Below are 17,213 nucleotides of genomic sequence, written 5' to 3'. Positions count from 1 at the left end.
ACCGGGATGCCCCTGTGGCGTCGTCAGCGCCGTCGCTCAGTGTCGGCGATCAGCGCTTCCCCGCGACTTTCGCGAATCAGCCGCGGACTCGGCAGATGCCGTAGCGGATCAGATCGGCAAGGTACTTCAGCCAGGCCGTGATCCCGCCCGACGTCGGCGGCGTCGGCGGCACGCACTGCGGCCCGGGCGGCGGGGTGGCCGCCTGGACGGTGACCGGCACCGCGACCGTCGTCGAGGTGGGCGCGGTGACCAGGCGGAGCGTGCCCGCCCCGGCCGCCGCCTTCGCCGGGACCGTCACCGTGACCGTGGCGGAGCCGCCCGTCACCGGGGTGGTGCCGAGCGGCGTCGACGCGCCCTTCGCGTCCGTGAAGGTGGCCGTCACGGCGGTGTTCGCGGGGCTGCCGAGCGACGTCAGGTCCAACGCGGAGAGCGCCACGCTGACGGACGAACCCGCCGTCACCGGCCCGATCGGCAGGCCGGTGGCCTGGACGCCGCGCCGGGCGAAGTCCGGCGAGAGCGGGCTGTTCGCCTTGAGGTAGGCGATCCAGGCGTCCCGGTCGATCAGCCCCGAGTCCCGGGTGTTCGTGCCCTTCGTGAAGGCGGTGAAGTTGTCGCCGCCCTGCGCGAGGAAGCTGAACGTGCCCACCCGGTAGGACCGGGCCGGATCGAGCGGCGCCCCGTTGATCCGCACCGAGGTGACGCGCGAGCCGGCCGGCTGGGCCGGGTCCACCGTGAACGCCACGTTCTTCGAGACGCTCAGCGCCAGGAACGGCCGTGAGTTGCCCGCCGGCTGCCACTGCTGCTCGAGGAGTTCCTTGACCTGGGCGCCGGTGAGTGACGTGGTCCAGAGGTTGTTGACGAACGGCAGCACCGCGTTGGCCTCGGCGTAGGTGATGGTGCCGTCCTGGTTGCCGTCGGCCGACGCGTAGTACAGCTCGTTGCGCAGGCCGCCGGGATTGACGACGCTGATCTCCGCGCCACCGACCGTCGGATCCTTGAGCCGATCCAGCAGGGCGTCCGCGACCAGGTGGCCGAGGGTCGACTCGTTGGCCCGGTCGTCACGCTGGCCGGGGCTGGTCGCGGTTCCGCCGGTGAACGCGGTGGTGATGTCCGCCGTCACCTTGCCGACCGGCTGGCTGCCCACCTCGGTGGCCTTCGCCAGCGCGGCGTCGGTGATCTGCTTGACCTTCGCAACCGCCGGGTAGGTGGCCACCAGCTGGTCCGCCGGCGTCGTCGTGCGCGGCACGTTCCGCACGGTGTACCTGCTGACCGCGGAGGCGGCCGGATCCCACGTCAGCACGATCTGGCCGATGTTCTCCCCGTAGCTGCCGGTCTGCAGGATCGGGCGGGTCTTCCCGGCCTGGCCGGGCACGGGCCCGTCCCACGCGTACTGCTTGTGCGTGTGGCCGGTGAAGATGGCGTTCACCCACGGGCTGGTGTCGGTGACGATCGTCGCGAAGGCGCCGCCGGCGGCGATCTCCTGCTCGAGGGTCGCCTTCTCCGGCGTACCGGCGCCCGCGCCCTCGTGGTACTCGGCCACGATGACGTCGGCGAGCTTCTGCTCGTGCAGCCGGGTGGCAACGCGGTTGACCGCCTCGACCGGGTCCCCGAAGTCGAGGTCGGCGATGCCGCCCGGGCTCACGAGGCTCGGCGTCTCCTGCGTGACGGCGGCGATCACGGCCACCTTCACGCCCTTGACGTCGACGATCCGGTACTCGTCCAGCACCGGGTTCTTCGTGCCCTTGGCGTAGACGTTGGCGCCGAGGTAGGTGAAGTCCGCTGCCGTGCGCACCCGGTCCCGCAGGTCCGCCCAGCCCTGGTCGAACTCGTGGTTGCCGACCGCGGAGGTCTTCAGCCCGAGCGCGTTCAGGACGTCGATGGTCGGCTTGTCCTGCGCCAGCGAGGACGCGAACAGGGAGGCCCCGATGTTGTCACCGGCCGAGAGGAACACGCTCTGACCCGCGGGTGCGGCCGCCTTCAGCTGTTCCACGGTGCCGGCGAAGGCGACGGTATTGCTGTCGATCCGTCCGTGGAAGTCGTTGATGTTCAGGAGGTTGATGTCGGTGGTGGCCGGCGCCGGCGGAGCCGGGTTCAGGCCCACGACGATGGGGTCGTGGTCGCTGGACCGGAAGGCGTCGGGCCGGTAGAAGTTCGTCGCGTTGTAGTTCCACCGGCTGTACTCCAGGGCCACCGACTCGTCCGCGTTGATGTCCCACACGTCGGCGCCGGTCACCGTGGCGTCGGCCGTCGGGGAGGCGAACACGTGGTCGAGGGAGCCGACGGCCCCGCCGAACGCGTAGGTGTGCTTGCCGGTCTTCGCCTCCTGGCTCACGTAACCCGCGCCGAGGATGTGCTGCACCGGGTCCTCCCGGGCGTAGGAGTTGAAGTCGCCGACGAGGAACAGCTTGTCGACACCGGTGTCCTTCTTCCGCGCGTCCGCGAAGGCGAGCAGCGCGTCGGCCTGCTTCGTGCGGGCGGCGTTGTACGCCCCCTGACCGTCGCCGGAGTCGACGTCCGCCCCGGTGGCACCCGAGGCGCCCTTGGACTTGAAGTGGTTGCCGATCACCATGAACCGGCTCGCATCCGGGGCGCCGACCGGCTTGAACACCTGCGAGAGCGGCTCGCGGGCGTTGCTGAACGCGGCCGAGCCGATCAGCATGACCGAGTCGCCGACCGGCTGCACGACGGCCTTCTTGTAGATGAAGGCGGACCGGATGACGTCCTCGTCCGCGATCGGCGGCACGGCGGCGGGCGAGGGCACGAAGGCCCAGGTGTCCGCCCCGGTGCCGGCGTTGAGCGCGGCGACGAGGTTCTTCAGCGCGTCGTCGCGGTCCTTGCCGAACTTGGCCGAGTTCTCGATCTCCTCGAGTGCGACGACGTCGGCCGTCAGCCCGTTGATGGCGGCGATGTGCTTGTCCTGCTGCCGCTTCAAGTTCGCCGCGTCCCACGCGCCGCGGGCGTCGCAGCCGCTGCTGACGGTGACGGGGTTGCCGTCCCGGTCGGTGTACGGCTTGCATCCGGCGAGCGTGTCACCCGTGGTGGTGAAGTAGTTGAGCACGTTGAAGGTCGCGATCTTGACCCCGCCGCCGACGTTCTTCGGGGCGGCCTGCCGCGTGTTGCTGAACGTGGCCGGCTGCACGGTGGCGGCGTTCCCGGCCGTCAGTGCGGTCAGCGGCTGGAACTTCCAGGCGCTGTTCCGGTAGTCGAGGACGACGTCGGTGGTGAAGGTGGCCTTCGCCCCGACCCGGATCGGCTTCTCCGGCGTCAGGTAGGGGAGCGGGATGGCCTTGCTCGCCGCGGCGCCGAGGAAGTTCGTCGTCGCGCCGTCGTCCAGCTTGACGGTCGTCGCCGCGTTGTCGGCGGCGGCGGCCTGCGCGGGAGCTCCGGGGGCGACGGCCGCGGTCGGGTTCAGCAGCGGGGTGGCCCCCGGGGTCAGGCCGATCTCGCCGTACTGGTTGAGGCTGAAGTTGTCCGTGACGGTGAAGTCGCCGGTCGGGGCGATGAGCATGCCCTCGAGGGCTTCCTTCTGCGCCTCATCGGCCGGCAGGCCCACGGCCGCGGCCTTGACCTCGGGGGCGGCCTCGGTCAGCGCGGTGAGGCCGCCGGCCGGGACGGAGAGCTGGGTGAGCCCGAAGTACTCACCGACGGTGCCGGTGACCTCGACGTAGTCGCCGACCTTGACGTCGCCGACGGTCGCGGGGGAGTACACGAAGATCGCGTCCGAGGCCCGGTGTGTGGCGAGGTCGACGTCACCGCCGGTGCCCGCGGTCTGGATGTAGTAGCCGTTGAAGCCGCCCGTCGGGTAGGCCGCGGTGACGCGGCCGCGCGTGGTGACGGTCTGGTTGATCATCCCGCTCGTGGTGCCGGTGCCCTGGATCTGCGCGATCGGGGTGACCTCGGCCGGCTCAGTGGGGCTGCTGGTGGGGCTGGCGGTGGCCGTGGGGCTCGCCGTGGCGGTCGGGCTCGCGGTGGGCGACGCGGTGGCCGTCGGCGATGCGGTCGGGCTCGGCGTCGGGTTCCCGGTCGAGGACCCGGTGTTCTGCGGCGTCACGTCGGCGGACAGGGCGAAGTCGGCGCTGTTGTCGTCGGTGTCCGTTCCGGTGCGGGTCACGGACTTCGGGTCGGTGTTGGCGGCCGGTGCGGCGGACGCCTTCGTCTCGAAGGTGTTCGAGGTGCCGTAGCCGAGGAGATCGACGACGCCGGGCACCTGCTGGGCGCCCGTGACCGAGCCGGTGGGCAGCCCGGTGACCGCGGTCGCCTGGTTGGCCAGGACGAGGGTGCCGGCGGTGCCGGCGAACGAGGTGCCGCCGGTGGCGTCTGCGGTGGGCAGTGCGGCGCCCGTGGTGCCGTTCGAGGAGGTGGCGACGAGGTAGTGGCCCTTCGCCGGGATGCTGCCGCTGAGCGGGATGACGCCGGTCGGGGCGGCGGTGCTGCCGGCCGCGCGGTACTGGACGGACCAGCCGTCCACGCTGACCGCGGTGTCCGCGCCGTTGTACAGCTCGACGAACTTGTTCCGGAACGGGGCGTTGGCGCTGCCGCCGTTGGTGTAGGCCTCACTGATCACGACGCCGGGCGTGCCGGGCGCGGCGGGCGCGTCCACCGCGGACGCGGGGAGGGCGAGCAGCGGAGAGGCGATCAGGGCGGTGGCGAGGGCGGCGCCGACCGCCCCCCGCCGGAGGTTTCGGAGGGCTGGTGGGCTCTGGGTGGGCTTTCTCATGGGTCTCCCGTTCCGGGCCCGGCCGCGGATGAGACGGCCGGGGCGAGTGATGGTGGTGCGATGTGTCCGGACGCTACCGGTGACCTCCGACACAACGGACCGCGACCATCACATCAGGCCCGGGTGAACGGGAGATTGCCCCCGGTGACCGCTGGGTGACGAGGGACGGTGCTCGGCCGGACGAGGCGCTGGCGCGCCCGGCGAGTCCGGGTGATGATGAGGCGGCAGAAGGGGGAATCGTGGAGCTATCGTGGCTGGGCGTCGTCGGCGGACCGCTGCTGGTCTTCCTGGCCGTCGTCACGTACCGGCACCGGGTGCCGATCGTGAGAGTCATGGCCGCGCTCAACAGGCGCCTGGGGTTCCGCGCCAATCAGAGGATGTGGGACCAGGACCTGGACGGTAGCCAGCTCGTGCCGGGGATCTTCGGAGCGATGGCCATGGGATTCGCGGTCACCGTCTCCGGTGTCGTCGGGCTGATCACGTCGTCGGGCTGACCGCCTGACCCGGGCCGGGTCTCTGAGCCCGACCCGATGAGCGGAAGGTGAGGGATTCGAACCCTCGGTACGGGGTCACCGCACACTGGTTTTCAAGACCAGCTCCATCGGCCGCTCGGACAACCTTCCTCGGCGTGCCAGTCTGTCACGGGCACCTGTGCGGCAACAAAGCCGCAGCGCCGGAGCGGGCACAATGGGGCAGATGAAGGCCATCCACCTGCCCACGTTCGGCGGCCCCGAGTCGCTCGTCCTCACCGACCTGCCGGATCCGCAGCCCGCGCCGGGGGACGTCGTCATCGACGTCGCCGCCGCCGGCATCAACCGGGCCGACGTCAACCAGCGCAAGGGCCACTACCCGCCCCCGCCCGGGGAGTCCGAGCTGCCGGGCCTGGAGGTCTCCGGGACCATCAGCGCGATCGGCGACGGCGTGGACGGCTTCGCGGTCGGCGACGAGGTGTGCGCGCTGCTCGCCGGCGGTGGCTACGCCGAGAAGGTGGCCGTGCCCGCCGGTCAGGTGCTGCCGGTCCCCGCCGGGATCGACCTCGTCGACGCGGCCGGCCTGCCCGAGACCGTCGCCACCGTCCACGCCAACCTCTCCCTGCACGCACGACTGCAGCCCGGGGAGACCCTGCTGGTGCACGGCGGCGCCGGCGGCATCGGCACGACGGCGATCCAGCTCGCCACCGCGATGGGCGCGCACGTCTACGTGACCGCGTCCTCGCAGCAGAAGATCGACGCCTCGACGGAGCTCGGCGCCGTCGCCGGGATCGACTACACGACCGAGGACTTCGTCGAGCGCATCGGTGAGCTGACCGACGGGAAGGGCGTCGACGTCATCCTCGACGTCGTCGGCGGCGCGTACCTGGACCGGAACCTGCAGGCGATCGCCTCGAACGGCCGACTCGTCATCATCGCCACCCAGCAGGGCAGTCGCGCCGAGCTGAACATCGGACGCCTGATGGGCAAGCGCGCCTCGGTGATCGGCACGACCCTGCGCGCCCGTCCCCGGCCGGAGAAGGCGCAGATCATCGCCGCCGTCCGGGACGAGGTGTGGCCCCTGATCGAGGCCGGGCGCCTGCGCCCGCTGATCGACCGGCGCTTCCCGCTGGCCGAGGCCGCGGCCGCGCACGAGTACTTCGACTCGGGCAGCCACATCGGCAAGGTCCTGCTCACCACCTGATCCGGGCCTCGTCCTCGTGACGGCCGCCACGTACGGTCGGCGGCCGGGGGTAACCTCGATGAAGGAGCGACGCCGCAGGCCGGGCAGCCTGCGGCGTCTCGCGCTCGCCCATCATCACGCGACACCATCACGAGGACACCGAGGAGAAGGTCATGGGTTCACACCGCAGTGACGCCGACCGCCCCAACGAGGGAGAACGCGCCGACGGCCTCGGCACGCACGGCGACGACCATCAGCTGGACGCGAGCCCCGCGGGCCGGACGGCCACGCTGCAGGCCGACGCCGACCTGCCGCCCGCGGCGGTCGACGCCGAGGTGCTGGAGGCCGAGCACCGGAAGTGGACGCCGGCCAAGATCGCCCTGTGGGTGGCCATCGCCCTGCTCGGCGGTGTCGCCTGGGTGATGCTCGCCCTCGTGCGCGGCGAGACGGTCAACGCGATCTGGTTCGTGTTCGCCGCCGTGGCGACGTACCTGATCGCCTACCGCTTCTACTCCCGGTACATCGAGCGCTGGCTCACGAGGCCGGACGACCGGCGGGCCACCCCGGCCGAGTACAAGGCCAACGGCCGTGACTACATGCCGACGGACCGCCGGGTGCTCTACGGCCACCACTTCGCTGCGATCGCCGGCGCCGGCCCGCTCGTCGGGCCCGTCCTGGCCGCGCAGATGGGCTACCTGCCCGGCACCATCTGGATCGTCGTCGGCGTCGTCCTCGCCGGCGCCGTGCAGGACTACCTGGTCCTCTTCTTCTCCATGCGCCGCGGCGGCCGGTCCCTCGGTCAGATGGCCCGGGATGAGCTCGGTGTGGTCGGCGGCATCGCCGCCCAGGTGGCGACGCTCGTCATCATGGTCATCATCGTGGCGATCCTCGCCCTCGTCGTCGTCAACGCCCTCGGCGAGAGCACGTGGGGCGTCTTCTCCGTCGGCATGACCATCCCGATCGCCCTCTTCATGGGCGTCTATCTGCGCTACCTGCGGCCCGGCCGGGTCACCGAGGTCTCGATCATCGGCTTCGTCCTGCTCATCCTCGCGATCGTCGCCGGCCGCTGGGTCGGCGCGAGCGAGTGGGGCAACGCCCTCTTCCACCTGGACAAGGTGACGCTGGCCTGGATGATCATCATCTACGGCTTCATCGCGGCCGTGCTGCCCGTGTGGCTGCTGCTCGCCCCGCGCGACTACCTCTCGACCTTCATGAAGATCGGCACCATCGCGCTGCTGGCCATCGCGATCATCGTCGTCCGGCCCGAGATCACGGTCCCGGCGTTCAGCGAGTTCGCGAGCAAGGAGAACGGGCCCGTGGTGCCGGGCTCCCTGTTCCCGTTCCTCTTCGTCACGATCGCCTGCGGGGCGCTCTCCGGGTTCCACGCCCTGATCGCCTCCGGCACGACGCCGAAGCTGATCGAGAAGGAGCGCCAGACCCGTCTCATCGGCTACGGCGGCATGCTGATGGAGTCCTTCGTGGCGATCATGGCGCTGGTCGCCGCGATCTCCATCGACCGCGGCATCTACTTCGCGATGAACTCCTCGCCGGCCGCGACCCAGGGCACCGTCGAGGGTGCCGTGGCGTTCGTCAACAGCCTCGGCCTGCAGAACGTCCACCTCACCCCGGACATGCTCACGCAGACCGCCAGTGACGTCGGCGAGCAGAGCATCATCTCCCGCACCGGCGGCGCCCCGACCCTGGCGGTCGGCATGGCCCACATCATGCAGCAGTGGTTCGGCGGCGGCGGGATGATGAGCTTCTGGTACCACTTCGCCATCATGTTCGAGGCGCTGTTCATCCTCACGGCGGTCGACGCCGGCACCCGGGTGGCCCGGTTCATGCTGCAGGACTCCCTGGGCAACGTGATCCCGCGGTTCCGGGACGCCTCCTGGACCGTGGGCTCGTGGATCGCGACGGCGGTCATGGTCGCCGCCTGGGGCGCCATCCTGATCATGGGCGTCACCGACCCGCTCGGCGGCATCAACACCCTGTTCCCGCTGTTCGGCATCGCCAACCAGCTGCTCGCCGCGATCGCCCTGGCGGTGTGCATGGCGATCATCGCCCGGCGCGGCGTCGTCGGGAAACTGTGGGTCGTGGTCGTGCCCCTGACCTTCGCCGCCGTCGTGACGATCACCGCGTCGATGTTCAAGATCTTCTCCCCGGTACCCGCGGTGGGCTACTGGGCGCAGCACGCCGCGTTCCGCGACGCGCTGGCCGCCGGGAAGACGAGCTTCGGCACCGCGAAGACGACCGAGGCGATGGAGGCCGTCGTCCGCAACACCTTCATCCAGGGCACGCTGTCGATCATCTTCGTGACCCTCTCCATCATCGTGATCCTCGCCGCGATCGTGACGACGGTGCGGGCGCTGCGGCACCGCGGTGGCCCGAACACCGAGGACGAGCCGGTCGCCTCCCGCATCTACGCGCCGGCCGGGTTCATCACGACGCCCGCGGAGAAGGCGCTGGAGCAGCGGTGGGCCTCGGTGCCGGCGGAGGCGCAGCCGAAGCGAGTGGGGCACTGATGGCCGGGTCGTCCACCGGCGCCGGCGGCGCTGCCACGGGCGGGCCCGTGGGGTCCGCCCGCCGGCCGCGCGGCTGGTGGGCGACTCTGCGCTGGTACGTCCGCGGCGTGCTGGGCGAGGACGCGTACGACGCCTACGTGGCGCACCGCGGTGCCACCCATCCCGGTGAGACGGTGATGAGTGAACGGGAGTACTGGCGAGCGCGCACCGACTGGCAGGAGAAGAACCCGCAGGGGCGCTGCTGCTGACCATGGCCGGTTTCTTCTCCGGGGCACGCGCCGCCCGTCGCGACGACGCCCGGCTCGGTCGCGGCGTCTGGCGCCGCGCCCACGACCGGTTCCGGCGTGGCCTCGACCGGTATCACCAGGTCATCGAGGAGGTGGCCGACACCAGCACCGCCAACGCCCTCATCCTGGCCGGCGACGAGCTCGCGGATCTGCTGCCCCGGATCCGCGCCGTGTGCGAGGCCGCCCACACGGCTGCCCCGAGCGAGGGCAGCGACATCCCGGCGTCGGCGCACGGCTGGATCTCCGACGTGCACCGGGCGCTGACCCGCAGTGGGAACGCGCTGGCCGCCACCGCCGAGGCGGCGGCCATGGTCCGGCTCGGGGCGGGCAGCATCGATGCCGTGCATCGGCGGGCGGCGAACGTCGTCGAGTTCGTGCAGGCGGCCGAGGAGGCGGTCGCGGCCGGTCCCGGTCGGCTCGAGTGAGCGGCCCGGCCCGGTCGCAACGGACGATCGGGCCGCCTCAGCGGGCGAGCGGCGCCTGCAGCGGATAGTCCTGGTCGTTGAGGATCACCTGTGCGCCCGTGCCCGTCCGCTCGTTGACGACGACGGGGGCGAGCAGGTTGACGGTGGTCCGGTCCGCCCCGGGCGTGGCGACGACGAGCACGCGAGCAGCCTCGCCGGAGGCCAGACCGAGGCCCTCGGCGGCGTCGGTCAGGTCCGGTGCGTACTGCGGCACGTAGACGGACGCGTCCAGCAGGAAGAGGCGCAGGTCGGCGTTCTCCGCGGGCCGCAGGCTGAACAGGCCCGGCGCCCCGGTCACCGCCTCGAGCGTGTAGTCGGTCCAGGGGTCCAGGCCCGGCATCGGCTCCGTGAGGGTGAGCGCGCTCATCGTCCTTCGTCCGTCGTCATCGCAGGAAAGGTCATCGCAGGAAGTCCATCAGGGTCGGCTGCAGGGTCTTGGCGGTCACGGCGAGCGCGGCCTGGTAGCTGGTCTGCTGCACCTGCAGGTCCAGGACGGCGGTGCCGAGGTCGACGTCCTCGAGGGCGGCACGGTCCGATTCCAGGGCGACCTTCGCCGCCTGGTTGGCGTCCTTCGCGGCCTCCAGGGTGGTCAGCCGGGCGCCGGCGTCCGCCCGTGCGGTCCGCAGGGTCGCGCGGGCGGAGTCCAGGTCGTCCAGCCGGGACGCCGTGATGCCGCCGGCTCGCAGTTCCGCGGAGATGGCGTCGAGCGTCGCGAACACCGAGGTCGGGCCGGTGCCGAAGATCGCGGCCCCGTCGGCGTCCACCCGCACGCTCTGGTTCTCCCCGAACCGCCGATGCACCGCGTCGCCGGCGACGCCCGTGAAGGTCGGGGGATTGCCGTCCACGAACGCGGGCTGGTCCGAGGTGCCGGCGAAAAGACTCCGGCCGAGATAGGTGGCGTTCGCCCTGCCGAGCAGGTCCGCCCGGAGCCCGTCGATAACGTCGGCGAGGGCGATCCGGTCGGCCGGGGTACGCGCGGCGTTGAGGCCCTGCTGCACCGCGTCCCGGGCGGAGTCGAGGAACCGGGTCGCGTCCCCGAGAGCGGCGTCGACGCCGGTCAGCCACGCGGTGCCGTTGTCGATGTTGCGTCCGTACTGGGCGTTCGCGGCCACCTCGGCCCGCACCCGCATCGCCTGCGCGGCGCCGGCCGGATCGTCGGAGGGACGGGTGATCCGGCGCAGGGAGGTGGCCGTGTCCTGGGCGTCGGCGAGCCTGGCCTGGGCGGCGGCGAGCTGCCGGGTCGCGGAGGCGGCCATGGTCTGGGTGGTGATGCGGAGGGTCATCGCAGTCCTACGGTACCGGTGCGGTTGATCAGGATGTCGAGCATGTCGTCGATGGTCGTCAGCACTCGCGCCGCCGCCTGATAGGCGTGCTGCGCGGCGAGCAGGGAGACGTTCTCCTCGTCGAGGCTGACGGAGCCCGACGCGGTCTGGGCGGCGCGCGCGGCGCCGGCGGCCGCGGCGGTGATGGTCTGCTGCCCGGTCGCGGAGCGGGCAGCGGTCCCGAGCGTCGCGACGGCGGCGGCCCAGCGGCGGTCGGGGGAGTCCGCGCCGGTGCCCACCCGGGCCACGGCGGCGGCCGCCGACCCGTCCAGCGCACCGGAACCGGGCGCGGCCGTCGCCAGCGCGGACGGGTCCGCGGGCACGACGCTCAGTCCCGCGGCCGCGGGGCGTCCGGGGTCGAGAGCGAAGAAGGCGCCGGCCGGAGAGCCGGCGCGGGTGGTGCCCGCCGCGTGGGCGGTGTTCACGGCGTCGGCCAGTCCGGTGGCGATGCCGTCGAGGGCGGCCGCGGCCTGGGCGATCGCACCGCCGGTGCCGCTGCCGTCGGCGGGGGCGAGCACGCTCAGGGTGCCGGCGAGGCGGCCTCCGGTCAGGGGCACCGGGGTGCCGGGAGCGTCCTGCCAGGCGACGCCCACGGCGGCGGGGCCGGCCATACCGGTGGCCGCGTCGGCGGGTCCGGTGACGACCAGCGTGCGCGCCGCCGTGCCGCTGACCAGCCAGGTCCCGTTCAGGCGGACGGTCATGCCGCCGTCGGCCTCGACCCGCGCGGTCGCCCCCGCGCTCGACGCGAGCTCCTCGGCCAGCCGGGCCCGCTCGTCGATCAGTTCGTTGGCGGCCCCACCGGCACCGGTGGCCGTGCTGATCGCCCGGTTGAGGTCGGCGAGCCGGGACGCGGTCGCGTTGACCTGGGCGACCTGGGAGTCCACACCGGCCCGGCGGTCGGACCACTGGGTGGTGACGGCCGTGCGCGCGGTCTCCAGGCCGGCGGCGACGTCCCGTCCGGCCTGGAGCACGGCGACTCCGGCCCCGGGCTCGTCCGTGTTGGTCGCCAGGACGTCCCACGCGGACCAGAACGCGGTCAGCTTCTGCGAGAGGGCGGTGGGTCCGGGCTCGCCCCAGGCGTCCTCGAGGGAGGTGTACGCGGCCGCGCGGACATCGGCGTACCCGGCGGCGGCGGCGCTGGTGCGCACGCCGGTGTCGAGCAGGACGTCGCCGAGCCGGCTGATGCCGGTCACGGTGACGCCGGCGCCCACGGGGGAGCCGGTGCTGCCGAAGGTGGCGGTGGCCGGCGCGAGGGAGGCCTGCTCCACCCGCTGCCGGGTGTACCCGGGCGTCGCGACGTTGATGATGTTCTGGCCCGTGACCAGCATCGCCTGCTGGGCGGCGTTCAGGCCGCGCTGGGCGAGCTGGAGTCCCGCGAAGCTGCTCATGGTACCTCCCCGGCGGTCAGAGGGTCTGGTCGAGGAACCGGGACAGCGACGACGGCGCCGCGGAACCGGTCGAGTCGTAGGTCCGGGAGGACGGCGCGATGGTGGCCATCGTCTCCTCGGTGGCCCGGGACGCGGCGCGCAGGAACTGCTCGTTGGCGTCGCGCAGCGACCGGATCGCGGCGGTCTGCTCGACCATGGCGGACAGGTGGGAGACGAGGATGTCCTGCCAGGCGCCGTCGGGCGCGACCTCGGCCAGTTCCCGCAGCGTGGATTCCAGGGGAGCGCCCCACTCGGCGGCCAGTGCGGCCACGATCACGGTTCGTTCCAGTCCTGCGACGGCGAGCTGGTCGACGACCTGCTCCACCTCGGCGGTGGCCTGGGGCAGGCGCCGGGTCCGTCCGGCGGTCAGCAGCAGCTGTTCCACCTCCAGGCGGAAGGTCAGCGTGTCCAGCAGCTCGCGTTCCCGCCACAGCTGCGCCGACAGGTCGGTGAACGACATGCCCGGGCGTCTCCTTCGTTCATCGCATCCGGGGGCGTCCGCGGGAACGTCCCGCGTGCGGTCCACCGGCAGGGTGGGGCCGTCGCCGTCTTCGGCTCCGGTACCCATCACTATCGGCGTGGTGGGCCGTGCGGTAAGGCCGGCGGCAGTCGGTTCCGGGCCCGGTGAGGACCTGAAGAGTGAGCCCGGTATTGCCGAAGGCGCCCCCTCACCGTGCACATCATCGGGCGGGCCTATCGTGCGCCCGCTCGTCCAGTCGCCACGCGGTTGTGAGCAGCTTCGCTCGGTGTCGTCCTTTTCGCTTCGCTCGGTGTCGTCAGGCGGCGGGTGGGTTCGCTCCGCCGCGCTGGATCGCTCGGTACACGGTTGAGCGGGCGACACCGAAGAGCTCGGCGATTTCGCTCGTGGTGTGCGTGCCGGCACGGTGCAGCGCGACCAGGTGCTTCTCCTGTGAGACGGAGAGCTTGGGCTTCTTTCCGCGGAGCTTGCCCGCGGCCTTAGCGATCGCCATCCCCTCGCGCGTGCGGGCACGGATGAGGTCGGTTTCGAACTCCGCGACCATCCCGAGGACGTTGAACAGCAGTCGCCCAACGGGATCGGTTGGGTTGTAGACGGAACCTCCGAGGATCAACGTCACGCCCTTGCGCGTCAGCTCGTCGGCGATATCACGAGCGTCGGGGAGTGATCTTGCAAGGCGATCGAGCTTGGTGACGACCAGGACGTCACCTTTGCGGACCGCGGCAAGCGCTTCGCGGAGCCCCGGGCGTTCACGGTTCGTTCCGGTCATGCCGTGGTCGACGTGCACGTTCTCGGGATCGACGCCGAGCGAGTGGAGGCCGTCCCGCTGCGCGGCGAGGTCCTGCCCAGAGGCTGAGACGCGGGCGTATCCGACAAGCATGCGACGACTGTAGCGTTTAGGGCACCTCCACCGGGCATTTTTGCGGGACAGTCTTACGGGAATCTGTGAGCAGCTTCGCTCGGTGGCGTCCTTGCCTTCGCGTCGTGTCGTCTGTCTGCAGTGCGTCACCGACGCCAAGACCAGCGCGACCCGAGGGGCACGGGAGGGGGCACCAGGTCGTGTGGGGTCGGTCGCGGTCGTGGTCGCCGTGATCACGGTCCGATGCTCGCGCCTCTGGTGCTCCGGGGGGGGGATGCCCTGACGGGGCGCCTCTCGGTGTTCGTCAGATATCGAGCTGTATAGCTGACCTGGGCGTGCTTCTCGCTAGGTGACCTCTGCGTCACGCGTGAGAAGGACGTTGGTGGGCTTCGCGGCGATGCGGCTGGCGAGCGAAGTTCACAGCCGCCGCGGGCGGGGCTAGCGGAGGACGCCGAGGGTTCTGGCTTCGGATACTGCTGCGGTGCGCGAGTTCACGCCGAGTCTGGAGAACACGTGCGCGAGGTGTGACTTGACGGTGGCGTCGCTGATGTGGAGTTGTGCTGCCACGTCGATGTTTGACGCGCCTTCGGCGACGAGTCGGAGGACCTCGATCTCGCGGGCGGACAGGCTGACTTGTGGAGCACGCATGCGCGCCATGAGGCGGCCAGCCACCGCGGGTGCGAGGGCGCTTTCGCCAGCGGCGGCGGCGCGTACTGCGGTGAGGAGTTCGTCTGGTGGTGCGTCTTTGAGGAGGTATCCGCTGGCGCCCGCTTCGACGGCGCTGAGGATGTCACCGTCGCTGTCGTAGTTGGTGAGGACGAGGACGTAGGGTGTGGCGTCCTCTGCTCGGATCTGCCGGGTGGCGTCCGCGCCTGTGCGCCCCTGGCCGAACTGCAGGTCCATAAGGACGAGGTCGGGGTTCAGGGTCGCGGCGAGGGCGACCGCTTCCGAGCCATGTCCCCGAGAATCATCCCCGGGGCCGTAGACGCGATCCTCGAAGCCCCTGCCGGCACTTTCAGCCAGACGGTAGTGGGCGCCACCGTAGAACGAAGGAGCACCGATGAGTGATGACCTGATCGGCCCAGCCGCCCCGGAGTACGAACTGAAAGTAGCCGAGGCGTTCCAGCGCACGGACAATGGGGCTCACGAGGGCGACGACCTCCCGGTGCAGATCACCGTGCGCCAGGCCCAGAAGATCGCCGCGATCATGGGAGCAGTCGCCCGCGGCCATTCCGGCTACACCGACGCGCTGCGCGAGGCCTCATGGTTCCTCGACGCCGTGGTGGCCGAAGGCCGGCCGCACACGGTTGTGTCGCGCTCGGCGTCCGAGCTGTGGGCCGTCGTCGACGCCTGGCCCTGGCCCCGACCTGGCAAACCGAAGGACAACGCCGAGTAGACCACCCGGCAGCGTCCGATGTTCCCGCGACGATGAACCCGTGAGAACGAACAAGCGCTACCCCCACCTGCCTGCGCAGAGGGGTGAAGAGCGGGAGCTACGCGCGGCGCGCAAGCGTGGACCGCTGCGCACCCTCGACTCGCTCCAGCTGCGACTACACGCGCAGCCCCTCACGATCGTTCCCGAGCAGGTGACGATATGGGGTCACGCCTGGCTCCAGTTCGGGGATACGAACGTGCGGTGCGTCGTCCGTGTGAAGCGATGGACGGCCGACGCCGTGGGCGTCCAGGTGACGATCGACGGCGACGAGCTGCGGTGCTGGATATGGCAGGGCGCATGCCAGCGAATCTCGGACCCGACCGACGTCTGGTAGCCCTGCCGCAAACGATCGTCTACGGCGGAGCCGCCTCGTGATCGCCGAAGAAGTCGGCGCATCGTTCCGCTACCCACGACGCGCTATCCACGGGACGATCGGCCGTATGAGTACCCCGATCATCGCCATCGTCTGCGCCCTCGGAGTCATTGTTTCACTGGCGCTCGGGCTTCCTGCCAGGCCAGCGCAAGCGGCGCGCAACTCGCCGCTGATTCGCACAGCCGCGTTGGTTGGCACAGGGCCGCGCTGACGACCGCGGTCGTGACGCTTACCCCTTTGCGGTACCGGCTCATCATCAGAACCGCTGTCAACGTCACGATGATAACGAGCACAAGGACGAATGGTGCGACCACCGCAAGCGTGTACAGAGCGTATGCCCTGGGATCGAGCAGCGGACACCCTACCGGCTCGATCGCTACCCATCAACTCAAGGCGAGCCCCTTGACTCGTGGTTCCTGGGGGCGTTCGCTGTGTAGTGATGGGGCCGGCATCGGAGAGCCCTTGCCAGAAACACATCGAGCAACACAATCGGATCGGATTAGACATGAAAGCAGTAGTGTACGAGGGACCCCGTCAGGTCAGCACGAAGGAGGTCCCGGACGCGAAGATCGAGCGACCCACCGATGTCCTGGTCAGGGTAACGACGACGAACATCTGCGGCTCGGACCTCCACATGTACGAGGGGCGGACCTCCTTCGAAGTAGGCCGGACGTTCGGTCACGAGAACATGGGGGAGGTCATCGAAGTCGGTAGTGGCGTGGAGAAGGTCAGGGTCGGAGACCGGGTTGTGCTCCCGTTCAACATCTCGTGCGGATTCTGTAAGAACTGCGAACGCGGCCTGACCAACTACTGCCTCACCACCCAGCCCGAACCATCATTCGCCGGAGCGGCCTATGGGTTCGCCGACATGGGTCCCTATGGCGGTGGCCAAGCGGAGCTGCTCCGCGTGCCTTTCGGTGACCACAACGCGCTGCGTTTGGGCGAGGATGCGGAGGAGAAGGAGAACGACTACGTCATGCTCTCTGACATCTTCCCTACCGGCTACCACGCCACCGAGATGGCCGGCGTGATACCCGGCGACAGCGTTGTGATCGCTGGGGCGGGTCCGGTCGGATTGATGGCCGCCCTGTCCGCGATGATCAAGGGCGCAGCAAAGGTGATGGTGGTCGATCGCCACCCTGACCGGCTCGCGCTGGCCGAGCAGATCGGTGCGATTGCCATCGACGACTCCAAGGTCGACCCCGTGCAGGCTGTGCTGGACGAGACGATGGGGCTCGGAGCTGACCGTGGTTGCGAATGCGTGGGCTACCAGGCCCACGATCCCCAGGGCAACGAGGACACCGCCGCCACGCTGAACATGCTCATCAACTCGGTCCGCTTCACCGGAGGAATCGGCACCGTTGGCGTGTTCATCCCCCAGGACCCGGGGGCCAAGGACGAATTGGCCAAGCAGGGCAAGGCAGCCATCGACTTCGGCACACATTGGCTCAAGGGGCAGACCATGGGAAACGGTCAAGCCCCGATCAAGCGGTACAACCGCCGGCTGCGAGACTTGATCGCGGCCGGCAAGGCGACCCCTTCCTGGATCGTCTCCCACGAAATCTCGCTGGACCAAGCCGCCGATGCCTACAAGAACTTCGACGCCCGGTCCAAAGGCTGGACCAAGGTCCTCATCAAGCCCGGGATGTCGAACGGAAAGAAGGCGAACTGAT

The 17,213-nt window shown here is 70.6% G+C and carries 14 protein-coding genes, 1 tRNA gene and 1 pseudogene; 8 read left to right on the top strand and 8 right to left on the bottom strand.

All coding sequences use genetic code 11. The features are described from left to right. Window positions 1–76 precede the first annotated feature (76 nt). Window positions 77–4,717, bottom strand: coding sequence for an ExeM/NucH family extracellular endonuclease (locus tag BGP79_RS15625; RefSeq protein ID WP_083702025.1), 4,641 nt, complete (start codon window positions 4,715–4,717; stop codon window positions 77–79). A gap of 239 nt (window positions 4,718–4,956) precedes the next feature. Here BGP79_RS15625 and BGP79_RS15620 point away from each other — a divergent pair, with 239 nt between their 5' ends. After that, window positions 4,957–5,211 carry a hypothetical protein gene (locus BGP79_RS15620; RefSeq protein WP_076697329.1) on the top strand — a complete coding sequence of 85 codons (255 nt, stop codon included), beginning with the start codon at window positions 4,957–4,959 and terminating at the stop codon, window positions 5,209–5,211. A 41-nt stretch (window positions 5,212–5,252) separates the two neighbouring features. Here the strand turns inward: BGP79_RS15620 and BGP79_RS15615 are convergent. Continuing rightward, window positions 5,253–5,340: transfer RNA gene (locus BGP79_RS15615), tRNA-Ser, on the bottom strand. 73 nt (window positions 5,341–5,413) lie between these two features. Between BGP79_RS15615 and BGP79_RS15610 the strand changes: the two genes are divergently transcribed. The 4 genes from BGP79_RS15610 to BGP79_RS15595 all read left to right on the top strand — a co-directional run bounded on the left by BGP79_RS15610 (window position 5,414) and on the right by BGP79_RS15595 (window position 9,607). Continuing rightward, window positions 5,414–6,391 (top strand): NAD(P)H-quinone oxidoreductase, encoded by a 978-nt coding sequence (locus tag BGP79_RS15610; RefSeq protein ID WP_076697554.1) that lies wholly within the window; start codon window positions 5,414–5,416, stop codon window positions 6,389–6,391. A 152-nt stretch (window positions 6,392–6,543) separates the two neighbouring features. Then, a complete protein-coding gene (locus tag BGP79_RS15605) occupies window positions 6,544–8,895 on the top strand; it encodes a carbon starvation CstA family protein (RefSeq protein ID WP_083702024.1) in 2,352 nt (783 codons plus the stop codon). Continuing rightward, on the top strand, window positions 8,895–9,143 hold the full coding sequence (locus BGP79_RS15600) for a YbdD/YjiX family protein (protein ID WP_076697327.1): 249 nt from the start codon (window positions 8,895–8,897) through the stop codon (window positions 9,141–9,143). Before BGP79_RS15605 ends, BGP79_RS15600 begins: the two co-directional genes overlap by 1 nt. 2 nt (window positions 9,144–9,145) lie before the next feature. Continuing rightward, window positions 9,146–9,607, top strand: a complete 462-nt coding sequence (locus tag BGP79_RS15595) for a hypothetical protein (RefSeq protein WP_076697324.1) — start codon at window positions 9,146–9,148, stop codon at window positions 9,605–9,607. A 37-nt stretch (window positions 9,608–9,644) separates the two neighbouring features. Here BGP79_RS15595 and BGP79_RS15590 read toward each other — a convergent pair whose 3' ends face one another. From BGP79_RS15590 to BGP79_RS15565, 6 genes and pseudogenes are all read right to left on the bottom strand, one after another. Further along, entirely contained in the window at window positions 9,645–10,013 is a 369-nt protein-coding gene (locus BGP79_RS15590) for a flagellar assembly protein FliW (protein ID WP_076697322.1), read from the bottom strand. Window positions 10,014–10,044: 31 nt separating this feature from the next. Beyond that, window positions 10,045–10,929 (bottom strand): flagellin, encoded by an 885-nt coding sequence (locus BGP79_RS15585; protein ID WP_076697319.1) that lies wholly within the window; start codon window positions 10,927–10,929, stop codon window positions 10,045–10,047. Next, entirely contained in the window at window positions 10,926–12,356 is a 1,431-nt protein-coding gene (gene flgK, locus BGP79_RS15580) for a flagellar hook-associated protein FlgK (protein WP_076697317.1), read from the bottom strand. The genes BGP79_RS15585 and flgK overlap by 4 nt, the downstream gene beginning before the upstream one ends. Window positions 12,357–12,372: 16 nt before the next feature. After that, complete coding sequence (locus tag BGP79_RS15575; RefSeq protein WP_076697314.1) at window positions 12,373–12,855, bottom strand: flagellar protein FlgN; 483 nt, start codon at window positions 12,853–12,855, stop codon at window positions 12,373–12,375. A gap of 316 nt (window positions 12,856–13,171) precedes the next feature. Further along, on the bottom strand, window positions 13,172–13,753 hold the full coding sequence (locus tag BGP79_RS15570) for a recombinase family protein (protein ID WP_076697311.1): 582 nt from the start codon (window positions 13,751–13,753) through the stop codon (window positions 13,172–13,174). 417 nt (window positions 13,754–14,170) lie between these two features. Then, a pseudogene (locus tag BGP79_RS15565) lies at window positions 14,171–14,680 on the bottom strand (LuxR C-terminal-related transcriptional regulator); the annotation flags it as partial. 112 nt (window positions 14,681–14,792) lie between these two features. On the opposite strand from BGP79_RS15565, the gene BGP79_RS15560 reads away from it, so the two are divergent. From BGP79_RS15560 to BGP79_RS15550, 3 genes are all read left to right on the top strand, one after another. Then, window positions 14,793–15,128, top strand: a complete 336-nt coding sequence (locus BGP79_RS15560; RefSeq protein WP_076697309.1) for a hypothetical protein — start codon at window positions 14,793–14,795, stop codon at window positions 15,126–15,128. A 40-nt stretch (window positions 15,129–15,168) separates the two neighbouring features. Next, entirely contained in the window at window positions 15,169–15,501 is a 333-nt protein-coding gene (locus tag BGP79_RS15555) for a hypothetical protein (RefSeq protein WP_076697306.1), read from the top strand. Window positions 15,502–16,045: 544 nt separating this feature from the next. Beyond that, the gene (locus tag BGP79_RS15550; RefSeq protein WP_076697304.1) at window positions 16,046–17,212 is read left to right on the top strand and encodes a glutathione-independent formaldehyde dehydrogenase; all 1,167 of its coding nucleotides are present in this window, start codon (window positions 16,046–16,048) and stop codon (window positions 17,210–17,212) included. The last annotated feature ends 1 nt before the right edge of the window (window position 17,213 follow it).

The organism is Tersicoccus sp. Bi-70, from assembly GCF_001968825.1.
Taxonomy (GTDB): Bacteria; Actinomycetota; Actinomycetes; order Actinomycetales; family Micrococcaceae; genus Tersicoccus.
The sequence above is the reverse complement of the archived record's forward strand: the minus strand, read 5'-3'. Positions and strand labels throughout refer to the sequence as shown.

Coding starts and splice junctions, on each gene's coding strand:
- BGP79_RS15625 (WP_083702025.1), bottom strand. CDS start 4,717: ATGAGAAAGCCCACCCAGAGCCCACCAGCCCTCCGAAACCTCCGGCGG.
- BGP79_RS15610 (WP_076697554.1), top strand. CDS start 5,414: ATGAAGGCCATCCACCTGCCCACGTTCGGCGGCCCCGAGTCGCTCGTC.
- BGP79_RS15605 (WP_083702024.1), top strand. CDS start 6,544: ATGGGTTCACACCGCAGTGACGCCGACCGCCCCAACGAGGGAGAACGC.
- BGP79_RS15600 (WP_076697327.1), top strand. CDS start 8,895: ATGGCCGGGTCGTCCACCGGCGCCGGCGGCGCTGCCACGGGCGGGCCC.
- BGP79_RS15595 (WP_076697324.1), top strand. CDS start 9,146: ATGGCCGGTTTCTTCTCCGGGGCACGCGCCGCCCGTCGCGACGACGCC.
- BGP79_RS15590 (WP_076697322.1), bottom strand. CDS start 10,013: ATGAGCGCGCTCACCCTCACGGAGCCGATGCCGGGCCTGGACCCCTGG.
- BGP79_RS15585 (WP_076697319.1), bottom strand. CDS start 10,929: ATGACCCTCCGCATCACCACCCAGACCATGGCCGCCTCCGCGACCCGG.
- flgK (WP_076697317.1), bottom strand. CDS start 12,356: ATGAGCAGCTTCGCGGGACTCCAGCTCGCCCAGCGCGGCCTGAACGCC.
- BGP79_RS15575 (WP_076697314.1), bottom strand. CDS start 12,855: ATGTCGTTCACCGACCTGTCGGCGCAGCTGTGGCGGGAACGCGAGCTG.
- BGP79_RS15570 (WP_076697311.1), bottom strand. CDS start 13,753: ATGCTTGTCGGATACGCCCGCGTCTCAGCCTCTGGGCAGGACCTCGCC.
- BGP79_RS15560 (WP_076697309.1), top strand. CDS start 14,793: ATGAGTGATGACCTGATCGGCCCAGCCGCCCCGGAGTACGAACTGAAA.
- BGP79_RS15550 (WP_076697304.1), top strand. CDS start 16,046: ATGAAAGCAGTAGTGTACGAGGGACCCCGTCAGGTCAGCACGAAGGAG.